We start from the raw sequence: 25,231 nt of genomic DNA on the forward strand, positions 1-25,231 counted from the left end.
AAGGGCATTTTAGAAATTTGTAATTACTAAGAATCAAAAAATTAATAACATAATTTAATCGGTTAAAAACTTTACTTTTGTCGAAATTTATCAATCTATAAAACTAAAATAGTCACCTTAATGTCTGACTCCTTAGTCATTATACCCACATATAACGAAATAGAAAATATTGAAGCTATTGTAAGAGCTGTATTTTCTCAAGAAAAGGCATTTCATATTTTGGTTGTTGACGATAAATCTCCGGATTATACAGGTAAAAGAGTAAGACAATTACAAGAAGAATATCCTAATAATCTTTTTTTGCTAGAACGAAGGGACAAAAAAGGTCTAGGCACTGCTTATCTAGACGGATTTAAATGGGCACTTAATCACTCCTATGAGTACATTTTTGAAATGGATGCCGATTTTTCCCATAATCCTAATGATTTAATTAAGCTGTATAACGCCTGCGCCCTTAATGGAGCGGATCTTGCTGTTGGTTCTAGATACGTCAAAGGTATTACAGTTGTTAACTGGCCAATGTCCCGCATCTTACTTTCTTATGGAGCTTCGAAATATGTGAGAATTATAACCGGTATGGACGTTAATGACTCAACAGCAGGTTTTATATGTTATAAAAGAGCTGTTCTAGAGCAAATAGATCTTGATAAAATAAAATTTGTAGGATATGCTTTTCAAATAGAAATGAAGTTTAAAGCCTACAAAAAAGGATTTAAAATTGCAGAAATACCAGTTATCTTTAAGGACAGAACAAAAGGAAAATCAAAAATGAGTAGCAGTATTATTTCTGAAGCTGTTTTTGGAGTAATAAGTTTAAAATTAAAAAGTTTATTTGTTAAGCCACAATAATATGAAACGAAATACCCTCATAAAAAATGCGAAAATCGTTAACGAAGGCAAAATTACTGAAGGCGATATTCTAATTGAAAACGATTTGATAGCAGAAATAGATTCTTCTATCAGCGTGAAGTCCGCAGACGTGACCGTTATTGATGCAGAAGGCAACTATGTAATACCTGGTTTAATTGATGATCAGGTGCATTTCAGAGAGCCAGGTTTAACCCATAAAGCAAACATTGAAACCGAATCTAAAGCTGCCCTTGCAGGCGGGATTACGTCATTTATCGAAATGCCAAATACGAATCCTCAAACTACAACTGTAGAAAAACTAGAAGAGAAATTTGCTATCGCGGCAAAATCATCACATGCCAATTACTCATTTATGTTTGGTGGTACAAACGATAACTTGGAGGAGATACTTAAAGTAGATACAAAAACAGTAGCAGGTCTCAAATTGTTTTTAGGATCTTCCACAGGTAACATGCTTGTTGATGATCCGCAAGTACTCGAAAAAATATTTTCTAGCACGGACATGGTAATTTCTGTTCACTGTGAAGATGAATCTACAATCCGAAAAAACTTAGCAAAGTATAAAGAACAGTATGGCGATGATATTCCTATGGAACTACACCCTATCATACGTAGCGAGGAGGCGTGTTATTTATCGTCTTCTAAGGCAATTGAATTGGCCAAAAAAACGGGTGCGAGATTACATGTATTTCATCTATCTACGGGAAAAGAAACGAATTTATTTACAAATAAAATTCCACTTAAAGAGAAAAAGATTACATCCGAAGTATGTATACACCATTTATGGTTCTCGGATGAAGATTATAAAACAAAAGGGAGTCGTATAAAATGGAACCCAGCAGTAAAAACGGCTAAAGATAGGACGCAACTATGGGAAGCGTTACTTGATAACAGAATTGATGTTATAGCTACAGATCATGCGCCACATACAATTGAAGAGAAAAATAATCCATACACAAGTGCACCATCAGGAGGGCCTTTGGTACAGCACGCCTTAGTTGCTTTGCTAGAAACACATCATAAAGGTAAAATTTCGCTTGAAAAGATTGTAGAAAAAGCTTGCCATAATCCGGCGATACTATTCGATGTAGAAAAGCGTGGCTATATTAGGGAAGGCTATTTTGCAGATTTGGTAATTGTAGATTTAAATAGTCCATGGACTGTAAATAAGGCCAATATCCTATATAAGTGTGGTTGGTCTCCATTTGAAGGCAATACATTTAAAAGTAGGGTAACGCATACATTTGTAAACGGACAACTGGCTTATAATAATTTCAAAGTATTAGATGTTAAAGCTGGAAAAAGGCTCACCTTTAATAGATAGCATGTTAAAAAACCTAATAATAGTATTGGTATTTGGTGCATTTTTGTGGTCTTGTAGCAAAGATGATAGACCACCAAAGCCTAACAATCTTATCACAAAAGAAAAGATGGCCGATATTCTATTTGATCTTTACATAATTAATGCAGCTAAAGGAGTAAATCGAAAAGTTCTAGAACAAAGTAATCTCGTCCCAGAATCCTATCTTTTAACTAAATATGCTATTGATAGCACCCAGTTTGCGGAGAGTAATAACTATTGGGCTTTTAACACAAAAGATTATAACGCAATTGTAGAATCGGTGAAATTTAAATTAGCAAACAAAAAGAAACAATTAGAGGATTTACAAATAAAAGAACAAGAGGATGCAAAACGCAGACGTGACTCACTAAGGCGTAATAATAACCAAAAAACCAAGAAAGATTCTTCTTCTATTGGTTAGCCTAGGCTTCTAAATCCTGAAGATAGAGATTACAGACCTCATTTATGGATTTGTCAATGGCCTTGAATTCAAAATTCAGGGTTTCTTTAATTTTAGAATTGTCATATTTGGTAACACTCACAGCAGATTTGGCAGCTTGCTTAGATAAACTTCTACGTTGGCCAAATAATTTATGCTTTAGCCAATCTAAACGCCACGCTATTTGGAGCAACCATGGTTTTGCCTCCTTTTTTGGAGGATCCACACTCATTGCTTTGGCAACTTTGTTTTGAAATTCCTGAAAGGACAAGTTTTCTGATATCAAAATAAAGCCTTCTTTTGAAATGTTGCTTTTCATTAATTGAAGCATTGCTTCTACTACATCAAAAACATCAACATAACCTACAACTCCTTTTACGTAATAACGCATCCCGTTATAGATTTGTCTAAATAAATTACCGCTACTGCCACCGTTCCAGTAACCAGCACCAAGTACTATACCTGGATTAACAATAACTGCAGTTAGACCTTCTTGTGTTCCACGCCAAACTTCGAGTTCTGCACCATATTTGGTAATAGCATAAACACTGTTGTCTTCCTCAGGATTCCAAGCTGTTTTCTCATCAATTAGTTCATCTGGGTTTTCATTATGGCCCAAAGCCGCAATTGAGCTAACATAGCAAAGCTTTCTAACATTGTTGCTCAGTGCAAGATTTACAATGTTTGCCGTGCCTTCTATATTGATTTTCCTAAGTAGTTTGTATTTGTCAGGTTCAAACGAAACAAAAGCAGCACAATGATAGATATGAGTAACACCGTGAAAGGCGTCTTGTAAAGCTGGAACATCATTAATATCAGCTTTAATCCATTCAATCTTATTAAATAATTCTTCTGGATTATCCGAGAAATAGGTAAAAACATGTTTGACGCGACCAAGTGTTTTTTCACGTCTGTAAACAGCTCTTACTTTTTCACCATTTGAAGTTAGTTTATAAAGCAAATGAGAGCCTATTAAGCCAGTACCACCAGTAACTAATATCATAATGCTAAATTACGTTTTTTAGAATTGTCTTTTGTCTTTACTACTGGAAACATATCTTTGCTAAAATTTTTAAAAAGACTACAGCATAATGGGACAAGATTTTGTTGAGGAATTAAAATGGCGAGGTATGTTGCATGACAGTATGCCAGGTGTAGAAGAGCACTTAAATGAGGCAATGCGTAGCGCATATGTTGGTTTTGATCCAACCGCAGATTCTTTACACATTGGTAATTTAGTTCCAATTATGTTGCTAGCGCACTACCAGCGTTGTGGTCACAAACCTATTGCTTTAGTTGGCGGTGCTACGGGTATGATTGGCGACCCTTCAGGTAAGTCTACCGAGCGAAATCTATTGGATGAGAAAACCTTACGTCACAATCAAGAAGCCATTAAAAAACAGTTGTCTCATTTTTTGGATTTTGAGAGCGAAGCACCAAATGCGGCCGTATTGGTTAACAACTACGATTGGATGAAGGACTTTTCATTCTTGGACTTTATAAGAGATGTTGGAAAGCATATATCCGTTAACTATATGATGGCCAAAGACTCGGTTAAAAACAGGATTTCTGGTGAAAATTCCAATGATGGAATGAGTTTTACCGAGTTTACTTATCAGTTAGTTCAAGGGTATGATTTTCTCCATCTTTTCAGAGAAGAGAATTGTACAATTCAAATGGGAGGGAGTGACCAATGGGGAAACATCACAACAGGCACAGAGCTTATAAGGCGTATAGGTAATGGTAAAGGTTTTGCTATTACGTGTCCTTTAATTACTAAAAGTGATGGTTCTAAGTTTGGTAAATCTGAAGGTGGCAATGTTTGGCTAGATGCTAATAGAACGTCGCCTTACAAATTTTATCAATATTGGTTGAACTCGAGCGACGAGGACGCTGCCAAATACATTAAAATTTTTACATTTTTATCTCAACAAGAAATAGAACAGCTCATAAAAGAGCATTCTGAAGCACCTCATTTGCGCTTGTTGCAGAAAAAACTAGCAGAAGAAATCACCATTTTGGTCCATTCTCAAGAAGAGCTTGAAAATGCGGTTAAAGCGTCTCAGATTTTATTTAGTAAAAGCTTTAAAGACGATATTGTTACTTTAAATGAAAAGACATTTCTAGACGTTTTTGAAGGTGTAAAGCAGGCCGAAATTTCAAAAGCTGAATTTGAAGAAGGTTTAGATATGATTGGTGCACTTGCGGCAAAGACCAATTTTTTAAGTTCAAATGGAGAAGCTAGACGAGCGTTAAAGGAAAATGCAATAGCGGTTAACAAGGTTAAAGTAAATGAAGCGTATCAGCTTACCTCAGAGGATCTAATAAATAATAAATACATCATCTTAAGTAGGGGTAAAAAGACCAACTTTATCATTAAGGTAAACTAAAATAAGCAACGCCCAAATATTTTAGGCGTTGCTCATCTAACCAATCAATCAACTTATGAAAAATCTACTTGTCATAAGTATTTAATTAGTCGTAAAATTGTTTAATTACTTACAATACCATTAAATTACAACCTCTTATATCTGAATTGTCAAATCTGCCAATAACTTCAAAGGAACCATCGTGGTTAACGCGACCTAAATCCTGTGTTGCAATGAAGGAACACGAGTTAATATTAGCAAGATCAATAATATTCAATCCACCGGTTTTTTGATTGCTTTGAATTGTGAGTGCATCTTCGGTGTCACGCGTAAAAACACGCATCCATGGTGGTGTTTTAAAAACTCCATGACCATCGGAATAAGCCTGACTTAACAACTCTGTCATTCCATATTCGCTGTGAATATTTGCAACTCCTAAGCCTTGTTTTAAGATGCTATGAAGTTCCTCTCGGATTAATTCTTTACGTCTACCTTTCATACCTCCAGTTTCCATTACAATGGTATTTTTTAAATTAAATTGGAAAGACTCAACCAAGTCGAGAAGCGCAAAAGATACGCCAATTAATAATGTCTTTTGTCCTATATTTTCAAGGTACTCAAGAGTTGTAGCTAATTCATTTCGATTGTTTAAATAAAAAGCACTTTTCGGATGGTTGGAGCGTCTTATTAAATAATCAACCATATAGATAAGTGAGGATCCTTCCCGCTCAAGGTAAGACGGTAATAATCCAAGAATGGCATATTCTCCAATGTCACCATAAAAGAACTCAAAAGCCTTTTTGAAACTAGTTTCATAAATACTTAAGTCCGTTACATAATGTTTACTTGTAATACTTTCTGTTGTTCCTGAACTTGTAAATAGTTTTTCAGGGTCCTTGCAAGAACTTAAAACCCTATGGGATTTAAAAAACTGGATAGGTAGAAAAGGAATTTCAGAAATGGATTCTATATCTGAAGGATGTTTGTATAATAAGTCGCAAAAGGACCTGTAGACAGGATTATTTTCAAACTGAAACCGAAATATCTGGAGTGCAACAGCCTCAAATTCTTCTTGCGTTTTAATATTGAAAATTTCGTCCTTTAGTAGCATCATGCAAAAATATGGAAAATAAAAAAGCGCAACTTGACTTTTCAAGTTGCGCTTTCCATTAAAACAATGCTCTTATTTTATAACGAGCTTTTTAGTAACTGACGCATTGTTTTGCATAATCCTTACAATGTATAAACCAGATTTAAGGTTAGATACATTTAGGTTATTATTTGTAATTCTTTGATTAATCACTTGCTTACCTAAAACATCAAATACCTGAACATCAATGGCTTGACTAGTTGTAGAAGTAATTGTTACACTTCCAGTATTTGTAGGGTTAGGATAAATTGAAAAATCAAATATAAATTCTTCAGTAATAGACAACAGATTTCCAGAAGGATAAGGACTAGTTGAGTTATTGTTTAATGTACCATCTAATTGTCCAGTACCACTAAAACTCCAGTTGGCCAGCACAAATGTAGAACCGTCTGGACCTGTGCCAACATTGCGGTATGCCCAACCATCTACATAATCCCATGGCTCACCAGTACCATCTACGTTTATATCACCAAAAACATCAATTACCTGTCCATTTTCAAAAAGTTCTATTGCGTCATCACCATTGATGAAGGCTGCACTTGATTCATATGGGGTAAGACTTACGCCAAAGAACGTGTTGAAATCAGCTGATTGCCCAGAACCTACTATGTAAAGCAGATCTCCGGTTAATGCTGATACCGCTGGGAATGTAAATTCCTCTCCGTCTGTTCCTCCACCATTATTGGCGCTGCCAACACCAAAAATACTAAGATCGGCAATATCACTTAAAACTTCTATCTCAATTCCTTTAGGACTACCGTTAGTTAATACATCAAATACGCCAGAAATCTTTAGAGCATTGGTCAATGCAGCAAAAACGGAGCCACTTAGACTTACAGTTCTATCAGTTGCTCCAGGACTGGTAACAAGTACATCCTCATTATAATTACCAATAGCAAGACCAGATATTAATCTTGTATAAATAGTTGTAGATGCAACAGTACCACCTGTTTGAGTTAATACTATAGGCGTAGTTACATATCCACTTCCAGAAGTAGTTGAAATCTCATAGTTAGTTGGTGGAGTAACAGTAATATCATCAGTAAGGTCCGCTCCCTCAACTGTAAAGGAACCCTCAGCAGATGGACCAGCATTAAATTCATAATTTAATCCTGCCACATCTGGTCCCGCTGTGATATTTGGTGATGCCGCAAAACCGTCAACAACTCGAATATTATCCACTGCAATATCCTCGTCACCAGAATTGAATGTAAAAGTTAATCTTATATCTAAAATAGTACCAGAGGAAATAGAAGCAACAAACTCTTGAAATGTTGATGTTATAGCAGTCCCATCGCCTGTCCCATCAAAATCAGAATCTATAGCTGGTTCAGAATTGGAAGCTCCAGTTCCTTCAACAGCAATAATCGGAGTGTAACCTCCTGCATCAACTTGAACTTCAATAATTAAATTATCTGTTTCGTCCCAATCTTGATTTGTTCCATCATCATCTTCGGCAAGCAAAATGGCCAATGAGAGATTAGAAAAGCCATTAATATTAATACCAGTAATTTCAAGCGTTTGAGTTGCACTTCCGCCGGATCCAGTCGCATTGGCTGCATCTAAATCCATACCGGCAAAACAAAAATCTCCATCAGTACCAGATAGTGTATAGATATTGCCAACTATTAAATCCGCAGCATCCTCCGCTGTATCATTAAGGTTGGTTCTGCCAAAAAAATCACCAAATCCATCACTGAATTCTACCTGACTTGTGGTGTATCTGGAACCATTACCATCAGTTTCAAATGACTCTTGAAAGACTGTTGTCTGTCCAAATGACAAACTACACAGTAATAATAAACTAAAAAGTAAAAAGTAAAGTTTTTTCATAATTGATTAAAAATTTAATTAGACCTTAAATATAATAACAAATGATGAGTATGAAGAATACTTTTTATCAACAAAGGTCTATTTTACAATAACATAACATAAGGGTGCCATTCCAAACTTAGCAATTAGGGAATCATATAGTTTAATGTTAGCGAATTGTTATCAATTTATTATTATACCAATGATAAAAGAGATAAATTTTATATTTACAAAACTTAATAAACTCAAACTGTGAAGAAAAAGGATATTAAAATTCTCTTGGTTGACGATGAGCCAGATATTTTAGAAATCGTTGGTTATAATTTGTCTTCCGAAGGCTATCAAGTGATTACGGGTGAAAACGGTGTTGAAGCCATAGAAAAAACCAAGAAACACAAACCCCATCTTATAATTTTGGATGTCATGATGCCAGAAATGGATGGTATTGAAGCCTGTGAGCGAATTAGAGAATTACCGGACCAGGACAGTACAATAATAGCTTTTCTAACAGCACGAGGCGAAGATTATTCCCAGGTTGCCGGTTTTGATGCTGGTGCAGATGATTACATTGCAAAACCAATAAAACCCAAAGTACTTGTTAGTAAGGTAAAAGCACTTTTAAGACGATTAAAGGATACTGAAGATTCTGGGGACACCACAGTAAAAATTGGCAATCTTGTAATTTATAAAGATGAGTATAAAATTACCATCAAAGGCAAAGAAATCACATTACCAAGAAAAGAGTTTGAATTGTTATCTTTGCTTGTAACCAAGCCCGGTAAAGTATTTAAGCGTGAGGAAATCCTGGATAAAGTCTGGGGGAATGAAGTCGTAGTGGGAGGAAGAACGATTGACGTACATATTAGAAAACTTCGTGAAAAAATTGGCGATAAATCCTTTAAAACCGTAAAAGGCGTTGGTTACAAGTTTGTTGACTAATGCAAAAAAGTAACTTAAAGAATACTTATAAATTCGCTATAAGAACATCGCTCTACGTGACGGTGTTTACCACACTCCTAGTGAGTGTTTTTTTATGGTATTATCATAGTTTTAGTTGGCACTTAATTTATTTTGTACCAGTTTGTTATATTCTATGCTTCATTATTATCCAATATCGAGTTGAGCGTTTTATCTACAGAAGAGTTAAAAAAATATATGATGACTTAACACTTCTCGAGTCGACTAGCCTGAGACAACAGCCCATAACAACAGATATGGGTACACTGACAAAAGAAATTGATAAATATGCCAAGGATAAAAAACTCGAAATTGAAACACTTAAGGTAAGGGAGGAATACAGAAAAGAGTTTATGGGTAATGTGTCTCATGAGTTAAAGACACCTTTATTTACTGTACAAGGTTATATTCTCACGCTTTTAGACGGAGCAATGAATGATGAAAAACTTAGGAAAAAGTATTTAACAAGAGCTAGTAAGGGTGTAGAGCGACTCATATACATCATTAAGGATTTAGACATGATTACCAAGCTAGAGGTTGGAGATTTAAGGCTAAATAAGGAGATTTTTGACATAGTTGCTGTTGTTAAAAGTGTTTTTGACCTATTTGAGATGAAGGCTGCCAAAAAGAAAATTACCCTGACCTTTGATATGGATTACAACGATCCTATAATGGTTAATGGTGATAAGGAGCGCATTCAACAAGTATTAACCAACCTTATTGTTAATTCCATTAAATACGGTCACGAGAAAGGAACTACAGAAGTAAGCATTGAAAATCTAATTAAAAATAAAGTTATTGTCCGTGTAACCGATAATGGCGAAGGTATTGACGAGAAAGATTTACCTCGTTTGTTTGAGCGTTTCTACAGAGTTGACAAAAGTGGTTCCCGTAAAGAAGGTGGCTCAGGTCTTGGGCTCTCAATTGTTAAGCATATTATTGAGGCGCATGAAGAGAGAATATATGTAGAAAGTCAACTAGGTGTGGGTAGTGAATTCTCATTCACATTAGAAAAGGCTGAATAATTTCCTGTAATTTATTTCAAACGCATCTGTTTTGAATCCTGTAAAATCAGAAACCGTATTTAGCATTTCAATTTTAAAATTATCTTGATGACTATAGGGCGTAATGCCTTTTGCGTATAATATTTTAGCTAAATATTCTTGTTCAAATTGCCCAGGTGTTGGAATAAAAAATGCTCGCTTTTGTAACTTCGCCAAATCCATTATGGTGGTATAACCGGATCTGCTTAGTACAAGGTCACTTTTATTTATAGCATCTTCAAGTTCACCACTGGTCATGTAGTTATAAATGGTTATATTATTTTGAACATCTTTCTGTTGTTGTGCTTCGAACTTACCTCTAACAAAAATTACTTTACCTGTGTAAGATTCAAGATCTTTAAGTAGTTTATTTTCAAGATATGTACGTTGTGGTTCTGGCCCTGAGAGCAATACCATTAAATTGAAGGTTGGTTTATGATAAGTATTGTTAAACCTACTTAAAGGGCCAATATATTTTACATTTATTTTGTCAAACTTACAATGGCCTAATGCACCGCTTAGATTATTTTCACCTCCATGATCGGGTACCCAACACTCATCAAATTTCGAAATTATTTTTTGATGTAATTTGGTGCTTAACCAAGTTGTATTACCACTTAAAACCTTCAATTGATGGGTAATAAAAACTGAAGGCACATCTTTGTGTCTCACTCCAAATCTGTTGTCTGAGATAATACCTGAAATATTTTCGGATTCAACAAATTCCTTAATTGCTTTTTTTTCGTTTTTGATTGTTTTTAAAAGATGCGGGGAATCTTTTATTAGTTTTCTTTTAAAATTACTTCCTTTTTTGGAGTAAGTAATGTTATAGGATGGCAACTCAAAGTGCTTTTGTCTAGGAAATTCTTTCCTTAATAAAGTCAAAGCTTCACCATCACTTGCAATAATTGGTTCGTACTTATTTTGAATTAGGGCATTGACAATTGGGATGCATCTTGTGGCATGTCCAAGTCCCCAATTTAATGGCGCTATTAGTATTTTTTTTGTTGTTTTAGAATCCAATTATTTTCAAATTATAAATTAGTACGAAACAACTCCAGTTTGCAAAGATAAACCTAAAATGTTTCCTTAATTTTACGGCAGTATTAAACTACTGGATTAAAGTGGGAAGTAAAAATAAACTTAAACGATTTAAAGAAAACGAAACGTTTCCAAATGTGTTTCAGCCTTCTCGTGACGAATTATTACAAGGTCTATTTGAGTATAAAGGAAAGTGGAGAGAAAAGATATTTAAGAATGACAAACCCATTGTACTTGAACTTGGTTGCGGGAAAGGCGAATATACTGTCGGATTGGCAACAAACGATACATCAAAGAATTACATAGGAATTGACATTAAAGGAGCTCGATTTTGGCGCGGTGCAAAGACAGCAATGGAGGAAAATTTAGATAATGTTGCTTTTTTACGAATACAAATTGAGTTAATTGAATATGCTTTTGCAAAACATGAAATAGACGAAATATGGATTACTTTTCCAGATCCTCAAATAAAGTATAAACGCACAAAGCATCGGCTTACAAACTTGGATTTTTTGAAACGATACAATAAGGTACTTAAGCCAGAAGGAATTATTCACTTAAAAACAGACAGTGAGTTTATGCATGGCTATACCTTAGGGTTGCTTCATGGTCGTGGTTACGACGTGTTGTATGCAAATCATAATGTTTATAAATTAGAAGGAAGTCCTGAGGAAGTTACTGGGATTCAGACTTTTTATGAAAGCCAGTATTTAGAACAAGACAAAGCAATTACGTATATTAGATTTAAAATCAACTAAAATTTGAGTATTACCGTTGTTTTTTTCCTCGGGCTTTTCGTAGCATTAATTGGTGTAGTACCGCCTGGGCTTCTAAACATGACAGCTGCAAGAATAAGTTTAAAAGAGGGGCCAGGTAGAGGGATCACTTTTTCTTCAGGCGTTTGTTTAATCGTTTTTATACAAACTTATATCGCAGCAATTTTTGCGAGATATTTATCCAATAGACCTGATATTGTCGAAATTTTGCAGCGAGTTGCTTTTGTCATATTTGTTCTGATTACAGTTTACTTTTTGGTAATTGCCAAAAACCAAAAAGAATCGAAAATAAATCCAGATATTCGAAGTAAAAAAAGTCGTTTTTTTCATGGTATGTTTTTGTCGGCCTTAAATGTATTCCCAATACCATACCAAGCATACATGACAATAACATTAGCTTCTTTTGGTTGGATGAATTTTGAACGTCTAAGTATAATTACATACGTTACAGGAGCTGCAATGGGAACCTTTGTGATGCTGTATTTTTACATCTTCTTTTTTGACAAGATTAAAGACAGATCGTTTACCTCACAAAAAAGCATGAATTATAGTATCGGTATCATTACAGGTATTGTTGCTCTTATTACCTTCATTAATATTTTAAAGGAGTTGTAATGAAGCCGGAAACTTTAGGTTTTTTTGAAAAGGTATATGATGTTGTAAGAGAAATCCCCTATGGTAGGGTAACAAGCTACGGCGCCATTGCTAAGTATCTAGGCGCCATAAAAAGTGCCCGAATTGTAGGTTATGCCATGAACGCCTCACATACCAAAGATGTTCCGGCTCATCGTGTGGTTAATAGAAATGGTCTTTTAACAGGTAAGCATCATTTTGAAGGGAGCAACTTAATGCAACAGCTTTTAGAAAATGAAGGTGTTTTGGTAGAGGAAAATCAAATTCAAAATTTTAAAGCAATTTTTTGGGATCCTTCCAAGGAACTTAACTGATATTCTGGTTATTATCAAATTAAATCCTACTATTATTCATTTCAATTTAAGGGTTAAAGAATCTAAACTTTTCGCAGTATCTTTGCATTTAGATTAAATCTAGATAACAGTGAAACTTAACAAACAAGATATCATTAATGCTCTGAAAACTATTACGGTTCCTGGAGAAGGGGAGAATATGATTGATAGCGGAGCAGTAACCAACGTTGTAACCTTTGCAGATGAGGTTATTGTAGATATAACCATAAAGAATCCAAGTTTACAGGCTAAAAAGAAAACTGAGGTAGAAATTCTTCAGACCATTCATAAACAGGTATATGAGAAGGCTAAGATTAAGGTAAATCTCAAGGTTGATGCGCCTACAAAAGCACCAGTAAATGAAATAAAGGGAAAGCCAATACCAGGTATTCAGAATATAATTGCAGTTGCATCTGGTAAAGGTGGCGTAGGAAAATCTACAGTAACAGCTAATTTAGCTGTCTCATTAGCAAAAATGGGTTTTAAGGTTGGTGTGTTAGATGCCGATATTTACGGACCTTCCATACCTATAATGTTTGATGTTATTTCAGAACGACCGCTGTCAGTTGCAGTTGATGGGAAGTCTAAAATGAAACCCATCGAAAATTATGGCGTGAAAATATTGTCTATAGGATTTTTTACAAAACCTGATCAGGCTGTGATTTGGAGAGGGCCAATGGCATCCAAAGCTCTTAATCAAATGATCTTTGATGCTGCTTGGGGTGAATTAGACTTTTTGCTGATTGACCTGCCTCCTGGAACCGGAGACATTCACTTAAGTATAATGCAGGCCTTACCAATTACTGGAGCTGTGGTAGTCAGTACGCCTCAGAACGTTGCACTTGCAGATGCAAGAAAAGGTGTAGCAATGTTTCAACAAGATACGATTAACGTACCAGTTTTAGGTATTGTTGAAAACATGGCTTATTTTACTCCTGAAGAACTGCCAGAAAACAAATATTATATTTTTGGTGAAGGTGGCGCAAAATATTTAGCAGAAGACTTAGAAGTGCCATTTTTAGGCGAAGTGCCAATAGTTCAAAGTATTAGGGAAGCGGGTGATGTTGGTAGACCTGCGGCATTACAAACGGCAACGCCAGTAGAGGAAGCTTTTGAATCAATTACTAGGGAAATGGTACAACAAGTAGTTTATAGAAATGAAGCACTACCTGCTACAGAAGCAATTAAGATCACAACAATGGCGGGTTGTTCTGCTGTTAAAAAGAAATAAATGAACTCAGAAGAATTAATATTAAATGTTGAAAAGGCACTAGATGAAATCCGTCCTTTTTTGCAAAGCGATGGTGGCGATATCAATTTACTTTCTATAGAAGAGGGTAAATTTGTTAAAGTACAACTTGTTGGGGCTTGTACGGCTTGCAGTGTTAACCAAATGACATTGAAATCGGGCGTAGAAATGACTATAAAAAAATACGCACCACAAATTGAACGAGTGATTAATGTAGAGTAATAATGTGCAAAAAGCCACATTAAAATGAAATTGCAGTATCTGTATTGCATCCAATTCTTAATTCATGATTACAACTGATATACTAATTATAGGAGCTGGTCCTACGGGATTGTTTACGGTTTTTGAAGCAGGTTTGTTAAAACTGAGATGTCATCTTATTGATGCGCTACCACAACCTGGAGGGCAATGTTCTGAATTGTACCCTAAAAAGCCTATTTATGATATTCCTGCTTATCCAGAGATTCTAGCAGGTGATTTAACAGATAAACTTCTTGAGCAATGCAAGCAATTTGAGCCAGGATTTACTCTGGGTGAACGTGCCGATACTATTGAAAAGCAAGATGATGGTAGTTTTGTTGTTACTACCAATAAGGGTACCAAGCATAAGGCACCTGTTGTAGCTATTGCCGGTGGCCTTGGAAGTTTTGAACCTAGAAAACCATTGATTGACAATATTGCAGCATATGAAGATTGTGGGGTTGAATATATGATTAAAGAACCAGAGATGTATCGTGACAAAAACGTAGTCATTGCTGGTGGTGGTGATTCAGCTTTAGATTGGAGTATTTTCTTAGCCGATGTAGCAAAATCTGTAACTCTTGTTCATAGGCGTAATGAGTTTAGAGGTCATTTAGATTCAGTAGAGAAAGTACAGGAATTAAAAAATCTTGGGAAAATAGATTTAATAACTCCAGCTGAGGTTACTGCAATACATGGAAAAGGCAAGGTAGAAAGTGTTGATATAACCAAAATAGATGAAGAACCTGTTTTAATTGAAACAGATCATTTTATTCCATTATTTGGGCTATCTCCCAAACTGGGTCCTATTGCAACTTGGGGTCTAGAGATTGAAAAGAATGCTATTAAAGTTAATAATGCCTTAGATTATCAAACTAATATTCCAGGCATTTTCGCTATCGGTGATGTTAATACTTATCCAGGAAAGCTAAAACTTATTCTTTGTGGTTTTCATGAAGCAACCTTAATGTGTCAAGCAGCGTTTCAAATTATTAACCCAGGCAAAAAAAACGTTTTAAAGTATACTACAGTGACTGGTGTAGATGGATTTGACGGAACTCGTAAAGAAGCACCAAAACAGGTTGTAAAAACAATAAATTAATTTTAGTATATATAAAAGAACAGCTATCTCACAAAAAGATAGCTGTTCTTGTTTACATCAAATTTAAATTTACATATTTCTGAAAAGTTCTAGTCTTTCCCATTTGGTATTGACTTCCTCTTGGGCTTCTTTGAGAAGTGCAGCACCAAGTTCTTCGTTGTCTTTGGCAACTCGTGTAAATCGAGTTTCATTATACATAAATTCTTCAATTGGTATACTTGGCTCTTTAGAATCTAATCTAAACTTCTTGCCTTTAGGTTTAGATGGGTCAAACCTGAATAAAGGCCAATAACCAGACTTAACAGCTTTTTCTTGATGTAATGCACCATCTTTTAAATCGTAGCCATGTTCCCCACAATGGGAATAAGCTACTATTAATGAAGGACCAGGATAAGCTTGAGCTTCTTCTATAGCCTTAAGGGTTTGAATATCTTTACTACCCATAGCCACTTGAGCTACATAAACGTTACCATAAGATATAGCTTGTAAGCCAAGGTTTTTTTTGCCTGTTCGTTTACCGGATACTGAGAATTTCGCACTTGCTCCCAATGGTGTAGCTTTAGAGGTTTGCCCTCCTGTATTAGAATATACTTCTGTATCTAGCACCATTATATTGATATCCTCTCCAGATGCCAAAACATGATCTACACCACCATAGCCAATATCATAAGCCCATCCGTCTCCGCCAACAATCCATACAGATTTTCTGCGGAGGTATTCAGTTAATTGGCTCAGCTTTTTAGCTTTTTCTAAATGAGTTAGATCTAAAAGCTTCTCTTTTAATATAGCGAGGTCATCATCTTTCTGTTTTTTCTCAGCCTCTGTTTGCTCTGGATTATTAAGAATTGAATCAACCAATTCACTACTAACCTCTTTTTCCAATGATTTTAATAAATCAACAGCTATTTCCTGTTTCTTAGATAATGCCAATTTCATTCCTAAACCAAATTCAGCATTATCTTCAAATAGTGAATTTGCCCAAGCGGGTCCTCTTCCTTGTTTATTCTTTTTGTATGGAGTCGTTGGTAAATTGCCACCATATATTGAAGAACATCCTGTTGCATTAGCTATTAGGATACTGTCACCATAAAGTTGAGTTAACATTTTAATGTATGGTGTTTCGCCACATCCTGAACACGCTCCTGAAAATTCAAATAACGGTTCTAAGAATTGTGAACCCTTAACATTGGTTATTTGCAGTGCTGTTCTATCGTAATACGGAAGCTTAGTAAAATAGTCCCAATTGGTATTTTCCTTGTCTTCAACATCAAGTTTCTTCCTCATATTGATAGCTTTGAAATCTTCGATTTCTTTGCTTTCCGCTGGACATACAGCAACACATAAATCACAGCCGGTGCAATCTTCTGGTGAAACTTGCAATATGTAAGATTCAGTGGCACTTGTGAATGGTCTTCCTTTTGCCGCAACTGATTGTAATGATGAGGGGGCATCCGCTAATATGCTATTAGGAACAACTTTAGCTCGTATAGCTGCATGAGGACAAATAGCAACACACTTATTACATTGTGTACACAGATTTATGTCGTCCCAAGTAGGTATAAAATCTGCAATACCTCTTTTTTCGTATTGTGTAGTTCCTGTTGGGAATGAACCATCGACAGGGAAAGCACTCACTGGTAAATCATCTCCTTTTCCTGCAAGTATGTTGCCTAGTACTTCTTTTACAAATGGATCGTCTGTTCCAGTCATCATAGGTTCTAATTCCTTATCGCTTGTAATAGTCTTAGGATATTTTACGCGTTGGAGATTACTAAGTGCCATATCAACGGCCTTAAAGTTCATCTGTACAATTTTATCTCCTTTGTGTGAATAGGACTTAACAATAGCATTTTTGATTTTTTCAATTGCCTCTTCTCTAGGTAAAACACCTGAAATAGCAAAGAAACATGTTTGTAAAACCGTATTGGTTCTTTTACCAAGGTTAGCTTTTTGAGCTACTTTTGAGGCATCAATGACATAGAATTCCAATTCGTTTTCGACAATTTCTTCTTGCATTTTTTGTGGGAGTCTATCCCAAATTTCTTCATTGGAGAATGGAGAGTTAAGCAAGAATGTACCACCCTTTTTGATATTTTTCAATATGTCATATTTCTCGATGAAGTTAAATTGATGACACGCAATAAAGTCTGCTTTGTGTATGAGATAAGTAGAAAAAATTGGTTCAGGTCCAAATCTTAAATGCGATACGGTCTGAGCACCTGCTTTTTTTGAATCATATACAAAATAGCCTTGAACATAGTTGTCCGTGGTCTCACCAATAATTTTAATAGAGTTTTTGTTAGCACCAACTGTACCGTCAGAACCTAGACCATAAAACATACAATTGAAAGTAGATTTTACTGTTTTTAGGCGATTTCCAATTTCTAAACTTGTATTTGAAACATCGTCATTAATACCAATGGTGAAATGATTTTTAGGGTTTTCTTTGTCCAATTCGTCATAAATAGCCTTAACCATTGCAGGGTCAAATTCTTTTGAAGATAAACCGTAACGCCCACCTATAATTTTTGGTGTTTCCCTTGGGCTTTCAACAAAGGCTGAAACTACATCTAAGTATAATGGCTCGCCAGTACTTCCAGGTTCTTTTGTTCTATCAAGAACAGCAACAGATTTTATAGTTTCCGGTAGTACACTAACAAAATGTTCTATAGAAAATGGTCTATATAATCGTACGATTAAGGCACCAACTTTCTCTCCATTTTTAACCATAGTATCAACTGCCTCCATAACTGGTCCTTGACCAGAACCCATTATTATGATTAGCTTTTCCGCTTCTGGATGTCCTATGTAATCAAATAATTTGTACTGTCTTCCAGTATGTTTGTAAAACTCATTCATTGTTTCTTGAACTATTTCAGGAACTTTACTATAGTACTGATTGGCAGCTTCTCTAGCTTGGAAAAATACATCTGGATTCTGTGAAGTACCTCTCACCAAAGGATGGTCTGGATCCAAAGACCTTTTTTTATGCTCCATTACTTTATCGTCTGGAACCATTGCTTCAATAATATCATCTGGAATTGAATCAATTTTAGAAATTTCATGAGATGTTCTGAAACCATCAAAAGCATTTAAAAAAGGAATTCTAGATTTTAATGTGGCAACTTGAGCGATTAATGCAAAATCTTGAGCTTCTTGAACAGAGCCACCAAATAAAATGGCAAATCCCGTTTGCCTTGTGGCCATTACATCCGAGTGATCTCCAAAAATAGACAGCGCATGAGTTGCTACTGTTCTTGCTGCCACATGAATAACCGAAGGTAATAACTCACCGGCTATTTTGTACATATTTGGAATCATCAATAATAATCCTTGCGATGCAGTGAACGTTGTTGTGAGAGCACCTGCCTGTAAAGAACCATGAATAGCTCCGGCAGCACCACCTTCACTCTGCATTTCTACAATTCTAGGAATGTTGCCCCAAATATTTTTTTGACCATTTGAACTAAATACGTCTACATGCTCACCCATTGGTGATGCTGGGGTTATTGGATAAATAGCACAAACTTCATTTGTCTTATGAGCTATTCTAGCGACGGCCTCATTAGCATCACATATCAGTTTTGGAAATTTAGTTTTCATAATGCATAAATTACTGTTAAGGCCATTCCCATAAGTACTTACAGGTGGTCTAAACGTTGTGAATTATATAAAACAGGGTTACTAGGCGTGTTTATTCGCCATGTAACCATGCCTTTTTCTCTAATAGTTGTTCTTCCGTTTCCACATTATTGTCGTCATCTACACAACAATCAACAGGACAAACCGCAGCACATTGAGGTTCGTCATGGAATCCTTTACATTCGGTACATTTTTCTGGTACGATATAGTAAAATTCATCTGATATTGGGTCGTTTTGAGCGTCTGCATCAATTTCTTCGCCGTTTAAGCCTGTTACTGTTCCGCTTAAGGCAGTCTCATCTGCATAGGACCATTCCTGATCTGGTTCATAAATTGCGTTGTTTGGACATTCTGAAATACAAGCATCACAGTTGATGCATTCGTCTGTAATAATAATAGCCATAGTTGCTTGATTTTACAATATTTGTTTTTAAAAGTAATCATTCCCTACTATTATTAATATGACAAAAATCATGTTACATATTTGCTCGAGAAACTATATTTGATAGTTCGGCAAATAGTCCGTTTTATTTATAAAAACTAGAAGGATTCAAACATGGATATGATTAAGAAAACGATGCAACCCGAAGTACTAGAAGCGGTTGTTATTAGGTTTGTTGGTGATTCCGGTGATGGAATGCAATTAACTGGAACCCAATTCTCAGATACCTCAGCAATGTTTGGGAACGACGTTGCAACATTTCCAAATTTCCCATCAGAAATTAGAGCGCCTCAAGGAAGTCTATATGGTGTTTCCGGTTTTCAAGTCCATATAGGCAGTGTAGAAATTAGTACCCCAGGAGATGAGGTAGATTTATTGGTCGCGATGAATCCTGCTGGTTTAAAAACCAACTTGTATGCTGTAAAACCTGGGCAAACAATTATTGTAGATATTGATGCTTTTAATAAAAAGAACCTGCAGAAGGCACTGTACGAAACAAATCCACTTGAAGATGGTAGCCTACAGAACTATAGAGTTATTGAAGTATCTATTTCATCATTAACCAAAGAAGCTTTAAAGGGCGTTGAAGGTTTGGATAACAAAAGCATAACCCGAAGCAAAAACATGTTTGCTCTGGGCATGGTTTATTGGATGTACCATAGATCTACCGAATATACCATAGCTTTCTTTGAAAAGAAATTTGCTGCAAAACCTGAATTAATCGAATCAAATACAAAAGCACTTAATGCGGGCTATTATTATGCTGAGACGCTTGAATTAATACCCAGTTCATATTCCATTTCTCCGGCAAAAATGCCGTCTGGCACTTATAGGATCATAAGTGGAAATACAGCTACAGCTTGGGGCTTTTTGGCAGCCGCAGAAAAATCGGGCATAGAATTATTTTTAGGTTCGTATCCAATAACGCCAGCAACGGATATTTTACATGAGCTTGTAAAGCATAAGCATTTTGGAGTTAAAGCCTTTCAGGCAGAGGATGAAATTGCAGGAATCACATCGGCGATTGGCGCGTCATTTGCTGGTGATTTAGCTATTACAACTACTTCTGGTCCTGGCCTATCCCTAAAGGCAGAAGCGCTAGGGCTAGCCATGATGATAGAGTTACCTTTAGTTGTTGTGAACGTTCAACGTGGAGGCCCTTCAACGGGATTACCAACTAAAACAGAACAGTCTGATTTAATGCAAGCAATGTATGGAAGAAATGGTGATAGCCCTGTTATAGTAATCGCCGCGAGTACTCCAGCAGATTGCTTTTTTTACGCTTATCAAGCTTCGAAATTAGCGCTAGAGCATATGACTCCGGTTATTCTATTAACAGATGGATATATCGCTAATGGATCTGAACCCTGGAAGATAAAAAGAGTTTCTGAAATGCCTGAAATTAAGAACAACAAGGTTACAGAAGTTGTTGAGAATTGGCATCCTTACAATAGAGACGAAAAAACACTTGCACGAAATTGGGCAATCCCTGGAACAAAAGGTTTGGAGCATAGAATAGGTGGTTTAGAAAAAGACAAAATTACGGGTAACGTTTCGTATGTTCCGGAGAATCATGAGTACATGACAAGAATAAGAGCTGAAAAGATTAAACGTGTTCAGAATTATATACCCGATTTATTAACAGAGTATGCGGACTCTGGAGATTTACTGGTAGTTGGATGGGGAGGAACTTACGGAAGCTTGCATTCGGCCGTACAAAAACTGAACAGTCAAGGATTTGGAAATATCGGATATGCACACTTTAACTACATAAATCCTTTACCGAAAAATACAGAAGAAGTATTAAGTAAATTTAAGAGGATAATAGTTTGTGAATTAAACAATGGCCAGTTTGTACATGTCTTGCGTATGAATTTTGGTCATCTAAATTTCTTGCAGTTTAATAAAATTCAAGGATTACCTTTTGGTAATACAGAATTAATAAACAAGTTTAAACAATTACTAAGCTGATTATGGAAAGTACAGTAGAAAAAAAATATACATTTAAGGACTTTGCGAGTGACCAAGAAGTAAGATGGTGTCCAGGATGTGACGACTACGTTATTTTGCGTTCTATGCAGAAGGCACTTCCAGAAATGGGTGTCAAGAAAGAAGATGTAGTTTTCATTTCTGGTATTGGCTGTTCCTCCCGTTTTCCATATTACATGGATACATATGGTATGCACGGCATTCATGGTAGAGCTCCAGCAATTGCTTCTGGAGTTAAATTGGCTAATCCTGAACTAAGTGTTTGGGTAATGACAGGTGATGGTGATTCAATGGCCATTGGAGGCAATCATTTTATACATCTTTTACGACGAAATATCGATCTGAATATCATACTCTTTAATAATGAGATTTATGGCTTAACAAAAGGACAGTTTTCTCCAACATCTACGGTAGGTCAAAAAACCAAATCGTCGCCTTATGGAAATACGCAACCACCATTTCAGCCTGGTGAATTGGCTCTTGGGGCACAAGCAAGATTTTTTGCTAGAGTAGGAGGTAATACGCCAAAAGAAATGACACAAATATTTATAGAGGCAGAAAAGTTTAATGGAACTGCTTTAGTTGAGATACTTCAAAATTGTGTCATTTTTAATGACGGATGCTTTTCAAACGTCACCGATAAAAACAATAGAGAAGACAAGCAACTATTTGTTGAACATGGCAAACCTATGATTTTTGGGCAAAACAAAGACAAGGGCTTAGTTTTAAATGGATTAAAATTAGAGGTTGCAACTATTGGCAAAAATGGGATAACAGAAGAGGATATTCTAGTACACGACGCGAAAGAAGAAAATCCTACTTTGCATAAAATGTTGGTTAGATTGGAGTATCCATTAGTTACAGGAATAATTAGAAGTTTTAATGATGTTACTCTAGAGGAGAGAGAAGATGCATTGACGGAAGAAGTTAAAGCAAATTCAAGTTTCACCAAAACGGATGATTTATTCTTTTCAGGAGAAATATATCAGGTGCATTGAAGTTAAACTAGTGCAGCAAAACCAAGAAAAGCTAAGGACAACAAACCCGCCACCAACAAATTAATTGGTACACCTTTCATTCCTTCAGGGATATTGGCCAATTCAAGTTGTTCTCTTATACTGGCAAATACTATTAATGCCAAGGCAAAACCTATTGAGTTAGAGACGGCAAAAAATACAGCCTTTAAAAGACTCGCGTCTTCGAGACCTAAAGCCAATATTGCCACACCCAGTACAGCACAATTTGTTGTTATTAGGGGAAGAAAAACACCAAGTGCTTGATATAACGACGGACTGACTTTTTTTAGGATTATTTCTACCATTTGTACCAAGGCAGCTATGACCAAAATGAAGGTTATAGTTCTTAAATAATCTAATCCTAGCGGTACCAGAATATATTCATTTAACAAGTAGGTAACTGTTGTGGCAATTGTCATAACGAATAAAACAGCTCCTGACATACCAAAGGAGGTTGAAACTTTATTAGAAACACCTAAGAATGGGCAAATCCCTAAAAATTGTGATAACACTATATTGTTAACAAAGACAGCTGCTATGAGTATAACTACATAATCCATAATTAACTAGTTTTTAATGTTAACCTATTAAAGACCAAAGAGAGATATGCTAGGGCAATAAAGGCTCCAGGAGGTAAAATAAAAAGAATAAAACTATTACTGTCTTCTGGAATAAATGACAGCCCAAAAAAGCTACCATTTCCTAAAATTTCGCGAACAGCACCTAGACTTGTTAATGCCAAAATAAATCCAATACCCATTCCTAAAGCATCAAATATTGAGGATTGTAAGTTGTTTTTAGATGCGAATGCTTCAGCTCTTCCAAGTATCAAACAGTTAACAACAATTAAAGGAATGAATATTCCTAGTTGTTCATATAGAAATGGTATGAAAGCTTCTAGAACCATTTCTACGATTGTGACAAAAGATGCAATTATTATTATGAACGCAGGAATCCGAACTTTGTTTGGAATCTGGGATTTGATCAATGAAACTACAATGTTTGACATTAATAGCACAAATAATGTAGCAACACCCATCCCTAATCCATTAAATGCAGTAGATGTTACACCTAAAGTTGGGCACATACCCAGTAACATCACAAAAACAGGATTTTCTTTGATTATCCCTTTCAGTAAATTTTGTTTTTGATCTAATTTTTTGGTCATCTTACAGATTAATTTGGAGTATATTTTGTCAGATATGCCATGAATTCATCATAGGCCATTTTGAGAGATTCATTAAAAGCTCTGGTTGAAATAGTGGCTCCAGCAATGGCATCAACATCACCACCATCTTTAGAAACATCTAAATTGAAGACTGATGGATTTTGACCTCTAAATTGTTTCAAAAAAGAGTTGTTTTTCAATTTTGTGCCTAGCCCAGGCGTTTCTTTTTGCTCAATAACTTCAATGTTTTGAATACTACCGTCGGGTTTAAATCCTGCCATAATTTTAATCAACCCATTATACCCTTTATTTGAGTATCCAGATAATGCCGCTCCAATAAACTCATTGTTCTTATAAGCTGGATATATTTCTATGCTATCATTAAATTTTGAAGATGGGATTTTTATAACGTCCTCAATGGGATTATTGTCAAATTCTGGTAAGACCTGTTTTATGGCATTTATTTTTTTTTCAAGCCTTGCCTTTGCCTTTGGTTCTTGGGTAATATCATTTACATAGCCCAAAACAAATCCAGAAACTAGAGTTATCATAACAAGTGAAATGACCATTGTGGCAAATGTTGATTTCTTCTTAACCATTATTGTAAAATTTTGGCTTTAATTTTTGTTCCAAAACGTCTTGGTTTAAAATATTTGTCGATTAATGGCACAAAAGCATTCATGATTAAAATTGCAAACGAAATGCCTTCAGGATAAGCGCCAAAAAGTCTTATAACCACTGTTATAACGCCAATACCAATAGCAAAAATCACCATACCCTTCTTAGTCATTGGACTTGTTACAAGGTCAGTGGCCATATAAAATGCACCGAGAATTGCACCGCCAGATAAAATATGAATCATTGGGTTTGCATATTGTTCTGGGTCAATTACCCAAAAGATACCTGTCATGATGCCCATTGTGACCAAGACTGTTATTGGTATATGCCATGTAATTACTTTTCTTGCCAATAAATAAATACCGCCTAGCAAAAGGGCTAAACCAGAAATCTCTCCTAAAGAACCACCAGTAAAACCAAAAAGCATATTCATAGTAGATGGAATTCTCGTGCCAATTTCAGTCATTGTTTCACCTGCCATCAGCCCTTCTTTTATTGCGCCTAAAGAAGTCGCGCCAGTAATAGCATCAACAAATGATGTATTATTCTCAATTGCCGTTGGCCATAGTGTCATTTGAACTGGGAACGAAATCAACAAAAATACACGACCAACTAATGCAGGATTAAAAATATTGTAGCCTAAACCACCAAAGGATAATTTGGCAATACCAATAGCTGCAAGACTACCAACTATTACCATCCAAATAGGTAGATTGGATGGAAGGTTAAATGCTAACAAAATACCAGTTATTAAAGCCGAACCGTCACCAATTGTTATATTAGTTTTTAAAAGGTATTTCTGGATTACGTATTCAAATACCAGACAGGAGACAATTGCAACAGCGGTAACAATAAATGCACTTATTCCAAAAACATATAGCGACACTAAAAATGCAGGAACTAATGCAAATAAGACATCATACATTATTCGCTTTGACGTCCTGTCCGAATGTACATGCGGTGATGCAGAAACAATAATTGGTTGGGTATCCATAGATAGC

Annotated in this window: 24 protein-coding genes; 14 read left to right on the plus strand and 10 right to left on the minus strand. The window is 35.7% G+C overall.

Going from position 1 to position 25,231, the window contains the following annotated elements; translation table 11 throughout:
- Positions 1–120 precede the first annotated feature (120 nt).
- Genes LBU54_RS03025 through LBU54_RS03035 form a run of 3 tightly spaced genes read left to right on the plus strand, consistent with a single transcriptional unit; the run spans position 121 to position 2,633 of the window.
- Positions 121–849 carry a polyprenol monophosphomannose synthase gene (locus LBU54_RS03025; RefSeq protein WP_224525602.1) on the plus strand — a complete coding sequence of 243 codons (729 nt, stop codon included), beginning with the start codon at positions 121–123 and terminating at the stop codon, positions 847–849.
- A gap of 1 nt (position 850) precedes the next feature.
- Positions 851–2,194: a dihydroorotase gene (locus LBU54_RS03030; RefSeq protein WP_224525604.1), complete on the plus strand. Its 1,344-nt coding sequence runs from the start codon at positions 851–853 to the stop codon at positions 2,192–2,194.
- Position 2,195: 1 nt separating this feature from the next.
- Complete coding sequence (locus tag LBU54_RS03035; RefSeq protein ID WP_224525607.1) at positions 2,196–2,633, plus strand: DUF4296 domain-containing protein; 438 nt, start codon at positions 2,196–2,198, stop codon at positions 2,631–2,633.
- Position 2,634: 1 nt separating this feature from the next.
- On the opposite strand, the gene LBU54_RS03040 is transcribed toward LBU54_RS03035, so the two are convergent.
- A complete protein-coding gene (locus LBU54_RS03040; protein WP_224525611.1) occupies positions 2,635–3,654 on the minus strand; it encodes an NAD-dependent epimerase/dehydratase family protein in 1,020 nt (339 codons plus the stop codon).
- A gap of 88 nt (positions 3,655–3,742) precedes the next feature.
- On the opposite strand from LBU54_RS03040, the gene tyrS reads away from it, so the two are divergent.
- Positions 3,743–5,041, plus strand: coding sequence for a tyrosine--tRNA ligase (tyrS, locus tag LBU54_RS03045; protein WP_224525614.1), 1,299 nt, complete (start codon positions 3,743–3,745; stop codon positions 5,039–5,041).
- A gap of 109 nt (positions 5,042–5,150) precedes the next feature.
- Here tyrS and LBU54_RS03050 read toward each other — a convergent pair whose 3' ends face one another.
- Together LBU54_RS03050 and LBU54_RS03055 are read right to left on the minus strand one after the other, a co-directional pair.
- The gene (locus LBU54_RS03050; protein ID WP_224525905.1) at positions 5,151–6,131 is read right to left on the minus strand and encodes a LuxE/PaaK family acyltransferase; all 981 of its coding nucleotides are present in this window, start codon (positions 6,129–6,131) and stop codon (positions 5,151–5,153) included.
- Positions 6,132–6,203: 72 nt separating this feature from the next.
- A complete protein-coding gene (locus tag LBU54_RS03055; protein WP_224525618.1) occupies positions 6,204–8,003 on the minus strand; it encodes a T9SS type A sorting domain-containing protein in 1,800 nt (599 codons plus the stop codon).
- Positions 8,004–8,234: 231 nt separating this feature from the next.
- On the opposite strand from LBU54_RS03055, the gene LBU54_RS03060 reads away from it, so the two are divergent.
- Together LBU54_RS03060 and LBU54_RS03065 are read left to right on the plus strand one after the other, a co-directional pair.
- Positions 8,235–8,921 carry a response regulator transcription factor gene (locus tag LBU54_RS03060; RefSeq protein WP_224525621.1) on the plus strand — a complete coding sequence of 229 codons (687 nt, stop codon included), beginning with the start codon at positions 8,235–8,237 and terminating at the stop codon, positions 8,919–8,921.
- Positions 8,921–9,964: a sensor histidine kinase gene (locus tag LBU54_RS03065; protein ID WP_224525622.1), complete on the plus strand. Its 1,044-nt coding sequence runs from the start codon at positions 8,921–8,923 to the stop codon at positions 9,962–9,964. Before LBU54_RS03060 ends, LBU54_RS03065 begins: the two co-directional genes overlap by 1 nt.
- On the opposite strand, the gene LBU54_RS03070 is transcribed toward LBU54_RS03065, so the two are convergent.
- Positions 9,947–11,005: a glycosyltransferase gene (locus LBU54_RS03070; RefSeq protein ID WP_224525625.1), complete on the minus strand. Its 1,059-nt coding sequence runs from the start codon at positions 11,003–11,005 to the stop codon at positions 9,947–9,949. The two genes, LBU54_RS03065 and LBU54_RS03070, sit on opposite strands and share 18 nt — an antisense overlap.
- Positions 11,006–11,106: 101 nt before the next feature.
- Between LBU54_RS03070 and trmB the strand changes: the two genes are divergently transcribed.
- The 6 genes from trmB (at position 11,107) to LBU54_RS03100 (ending at position 15,355) form a co-directional block, all read left to right on the plus strand.
- Positions 11,107–11,781 (plus strand): tRNA (guanosine(46)-N7)-methyltransferase TrmB, encoded by a 675-nt coding sequence (gene trmB / locus LBU54_RS03075; protein ID WP_224525628.1) that lies wholly within the window; start codon positions 11,107–11,109, stop codon positions 11,779–11,781.
- A gap of 3 nt (positions 11,782–11,784) precedes the next feature.
- Positions 11,785–12,414 carry a LysE family transporter gene (locus LBU54_RS03080; protein WP_224525630.1) on the plus strand — a complete coding sequence of 210 codons (630 nt, stop codon included), beginning with the start codon at positions 11,785–11,787 and terminating at the stop codon, positions 12,412–12,414.
- Positions 12,414–12,746: an MGMT family protein gene (locus LBU54_RS03085; protein WP_224525644.1), complete on the plus strand. Its 333-nt coding sequence runs from the start codon at positions 12,414–12,416 to the stop codon at positions 12,744–12,746. The genes LBU54_RS03080 and LBU54_RS03085 overlap by 1 nt, the downstream gene beginning before the upstream one ends.
- 109 nt (positions 12,747–12,855) lie before the next feature.
- Complete coding sequence (locus tag LBU54_RS03090) at positions 12,856–13,995, plus strand: Mrp/NBP35 family ATP-binding protein (RefSeq protein WP_224525646.1); 1,140 nt, start codon at positions 12,856–12,858, stop codon at positions 13,993–13,995.
- Entirely contained in the window at positions 13,996–14,235 is a 240-nt protein-coding gene (locus tag LBU54_RS03095; RefSeq protein WP_224525648.1) for a NifU family protein, read from the plus strand.
- 64 nt (positions 14,236–14,299) lie between these two features.
- On the plus strand, positions 14,300–15,355 hold the full coding sequence (locus LBU54_RS03100; RefSeq protein WP_224525652.1) for an NAD(P)/FAD-dependent oxidoreductase: 1,056 nt from the start codon (positions 14,300–14,302) through the stop codon (positions 15,353–15,355).
- A 69-nt stretch (positions 15,356–15,424) separates the two neighbouring features.
- Here LBU54_RS03100 and nifJ read toward each other — a convergent pair whose 3' ends face one another.
- A complete protein-coding gene (gene nifJ / locus LBU54_RS03105) occupies positions 15,425–18,958 on the minus strand; it encodes a pyruvate:ferredoxin (flavodoxin) oxidoreductase (RefSeq protein ID WP_224525655.1) in 3,534 nt (1,177 codons plus the stop codon).
- Between the two features lie 91 nt (positions 18,959–19,049).
- On the minus strand, positions 19,050–19,400 hold the full coding sequence (locus LBU54_RS03110) for a 4Fe-4S dicluster domain-containing protein (RefSeq protein WP_224525658.1): 351 nt from the start codon (positions 19,398–19,400) through the stop codon (positions 19,050–19,052).
- 159 nt (positions 19,401–19,559) lie between these two features.
- Here LBU54_RS03110 and LBU54_RS03115 point away from each other — a divergent pair, with 159 nt between their 5' ends.
- Together LBU54_RS03115 and LBU54_RS03120 are read left to right on the plus strand one after the other, a co-directional pair.
- Positions 19,560–21,410 carry a 2-oxoacid:acceptor oxidoreductase subunit alpha gene (locus LBU54_RS03115; RefSeq protein ID WP_224525661.1) on the plus strand — a complete coding sequence of 617 codons (1,851 nt, stop codon included), beginning with the start codon at positions 19,560–19,562 and terminating at the stop codon, positions 21,408–21,410.
- Positions 21,411–21,412: 2 nt separating this feature from the next.
- Complete coding sequence (locus LBU54_RS03120; RefSeq protein ID WP_224525664.1) at positions 21,413–22,426, plus strand: 2-oxoacid:ferredoxin oxidoreductase subunit beta; 1,014 nt, start codon at positions 21,413–21,415, stop codon at positions 22,424–22,426.
- Between the two features lie 2 nt (positions 22,427–22,428).
- Here LBU54_RS03120 and LBU54_RS03125 read toward each other — a convergent pair whose 3' ends face one another.
- From LBU54_RS03125 to LBU54_RS03140, 4 genes are read right to left on the minus strand one after another with little or no spacing between them, the layout of a single operon-like run.
- On the minus strand, positions 22,429–23,004 hold the full coding sequence (locus LBU54_RS03125) for an electron transport complex protein RnfA (protein ID WP_224525667.1): 576 nt from the start codon (positions 23,002–23,004) through the stop codon (positions 22,429–22,431).
- 2 nt (positions 23,005–23,006) lie between these two features.
- Positions 23,007–23,612, minus strand: a complete 606-nt coding sequence (locus tag LBU54_RS03130; protein WP_224525670.1) for an RnfABCDGE type electron transport complex subunit E — start codon at positions 23,610–23,612, stop codon at positions 23,007–23,009.
- Between the two features lie 8 nt (positions 23,613–23,620).
- The gene (locus LBU54_RS03135) at positions 23,621–24,211 is read right to left on the minus strand and encodes an RnfABCDGE type electron transport complex subunit G (protein WP_224525673.1); all 591 of its coding nucleotides are present in this window, start codon (positions 24,209–24,211) and stop codon (positions 23,621–23,623) included.
- Positions 24,211–25,224: an RnfABCDGE type electron transport complex subunit D gene (locus tag LBU54_RS03140; RefSeq protein WP_224525675.1), complete on the minus strand. Its 1,014-nt coding sequence runs from the start codon at positions 25,222–25,224 to the stop codon at positions 24,211–24,213. Before LBU54_RS03140 ends, LBU54_RS03135 begins: the two co-directional genes overlap by 1 nt.
- Positions 25,225–25,231 lie beyond the last annotated feature (7 nt).

The sequence above is a fragment of the Winogradskyella alexanderae genome, assembly GCF_020166335.1.
Classification (GTDB): Bacteria; Bacteroidota; Bacteroidia; order Flavobacteriales; family Flavobacteriaceae; genus Winogradskyella; species Winogradskyella alexanderae.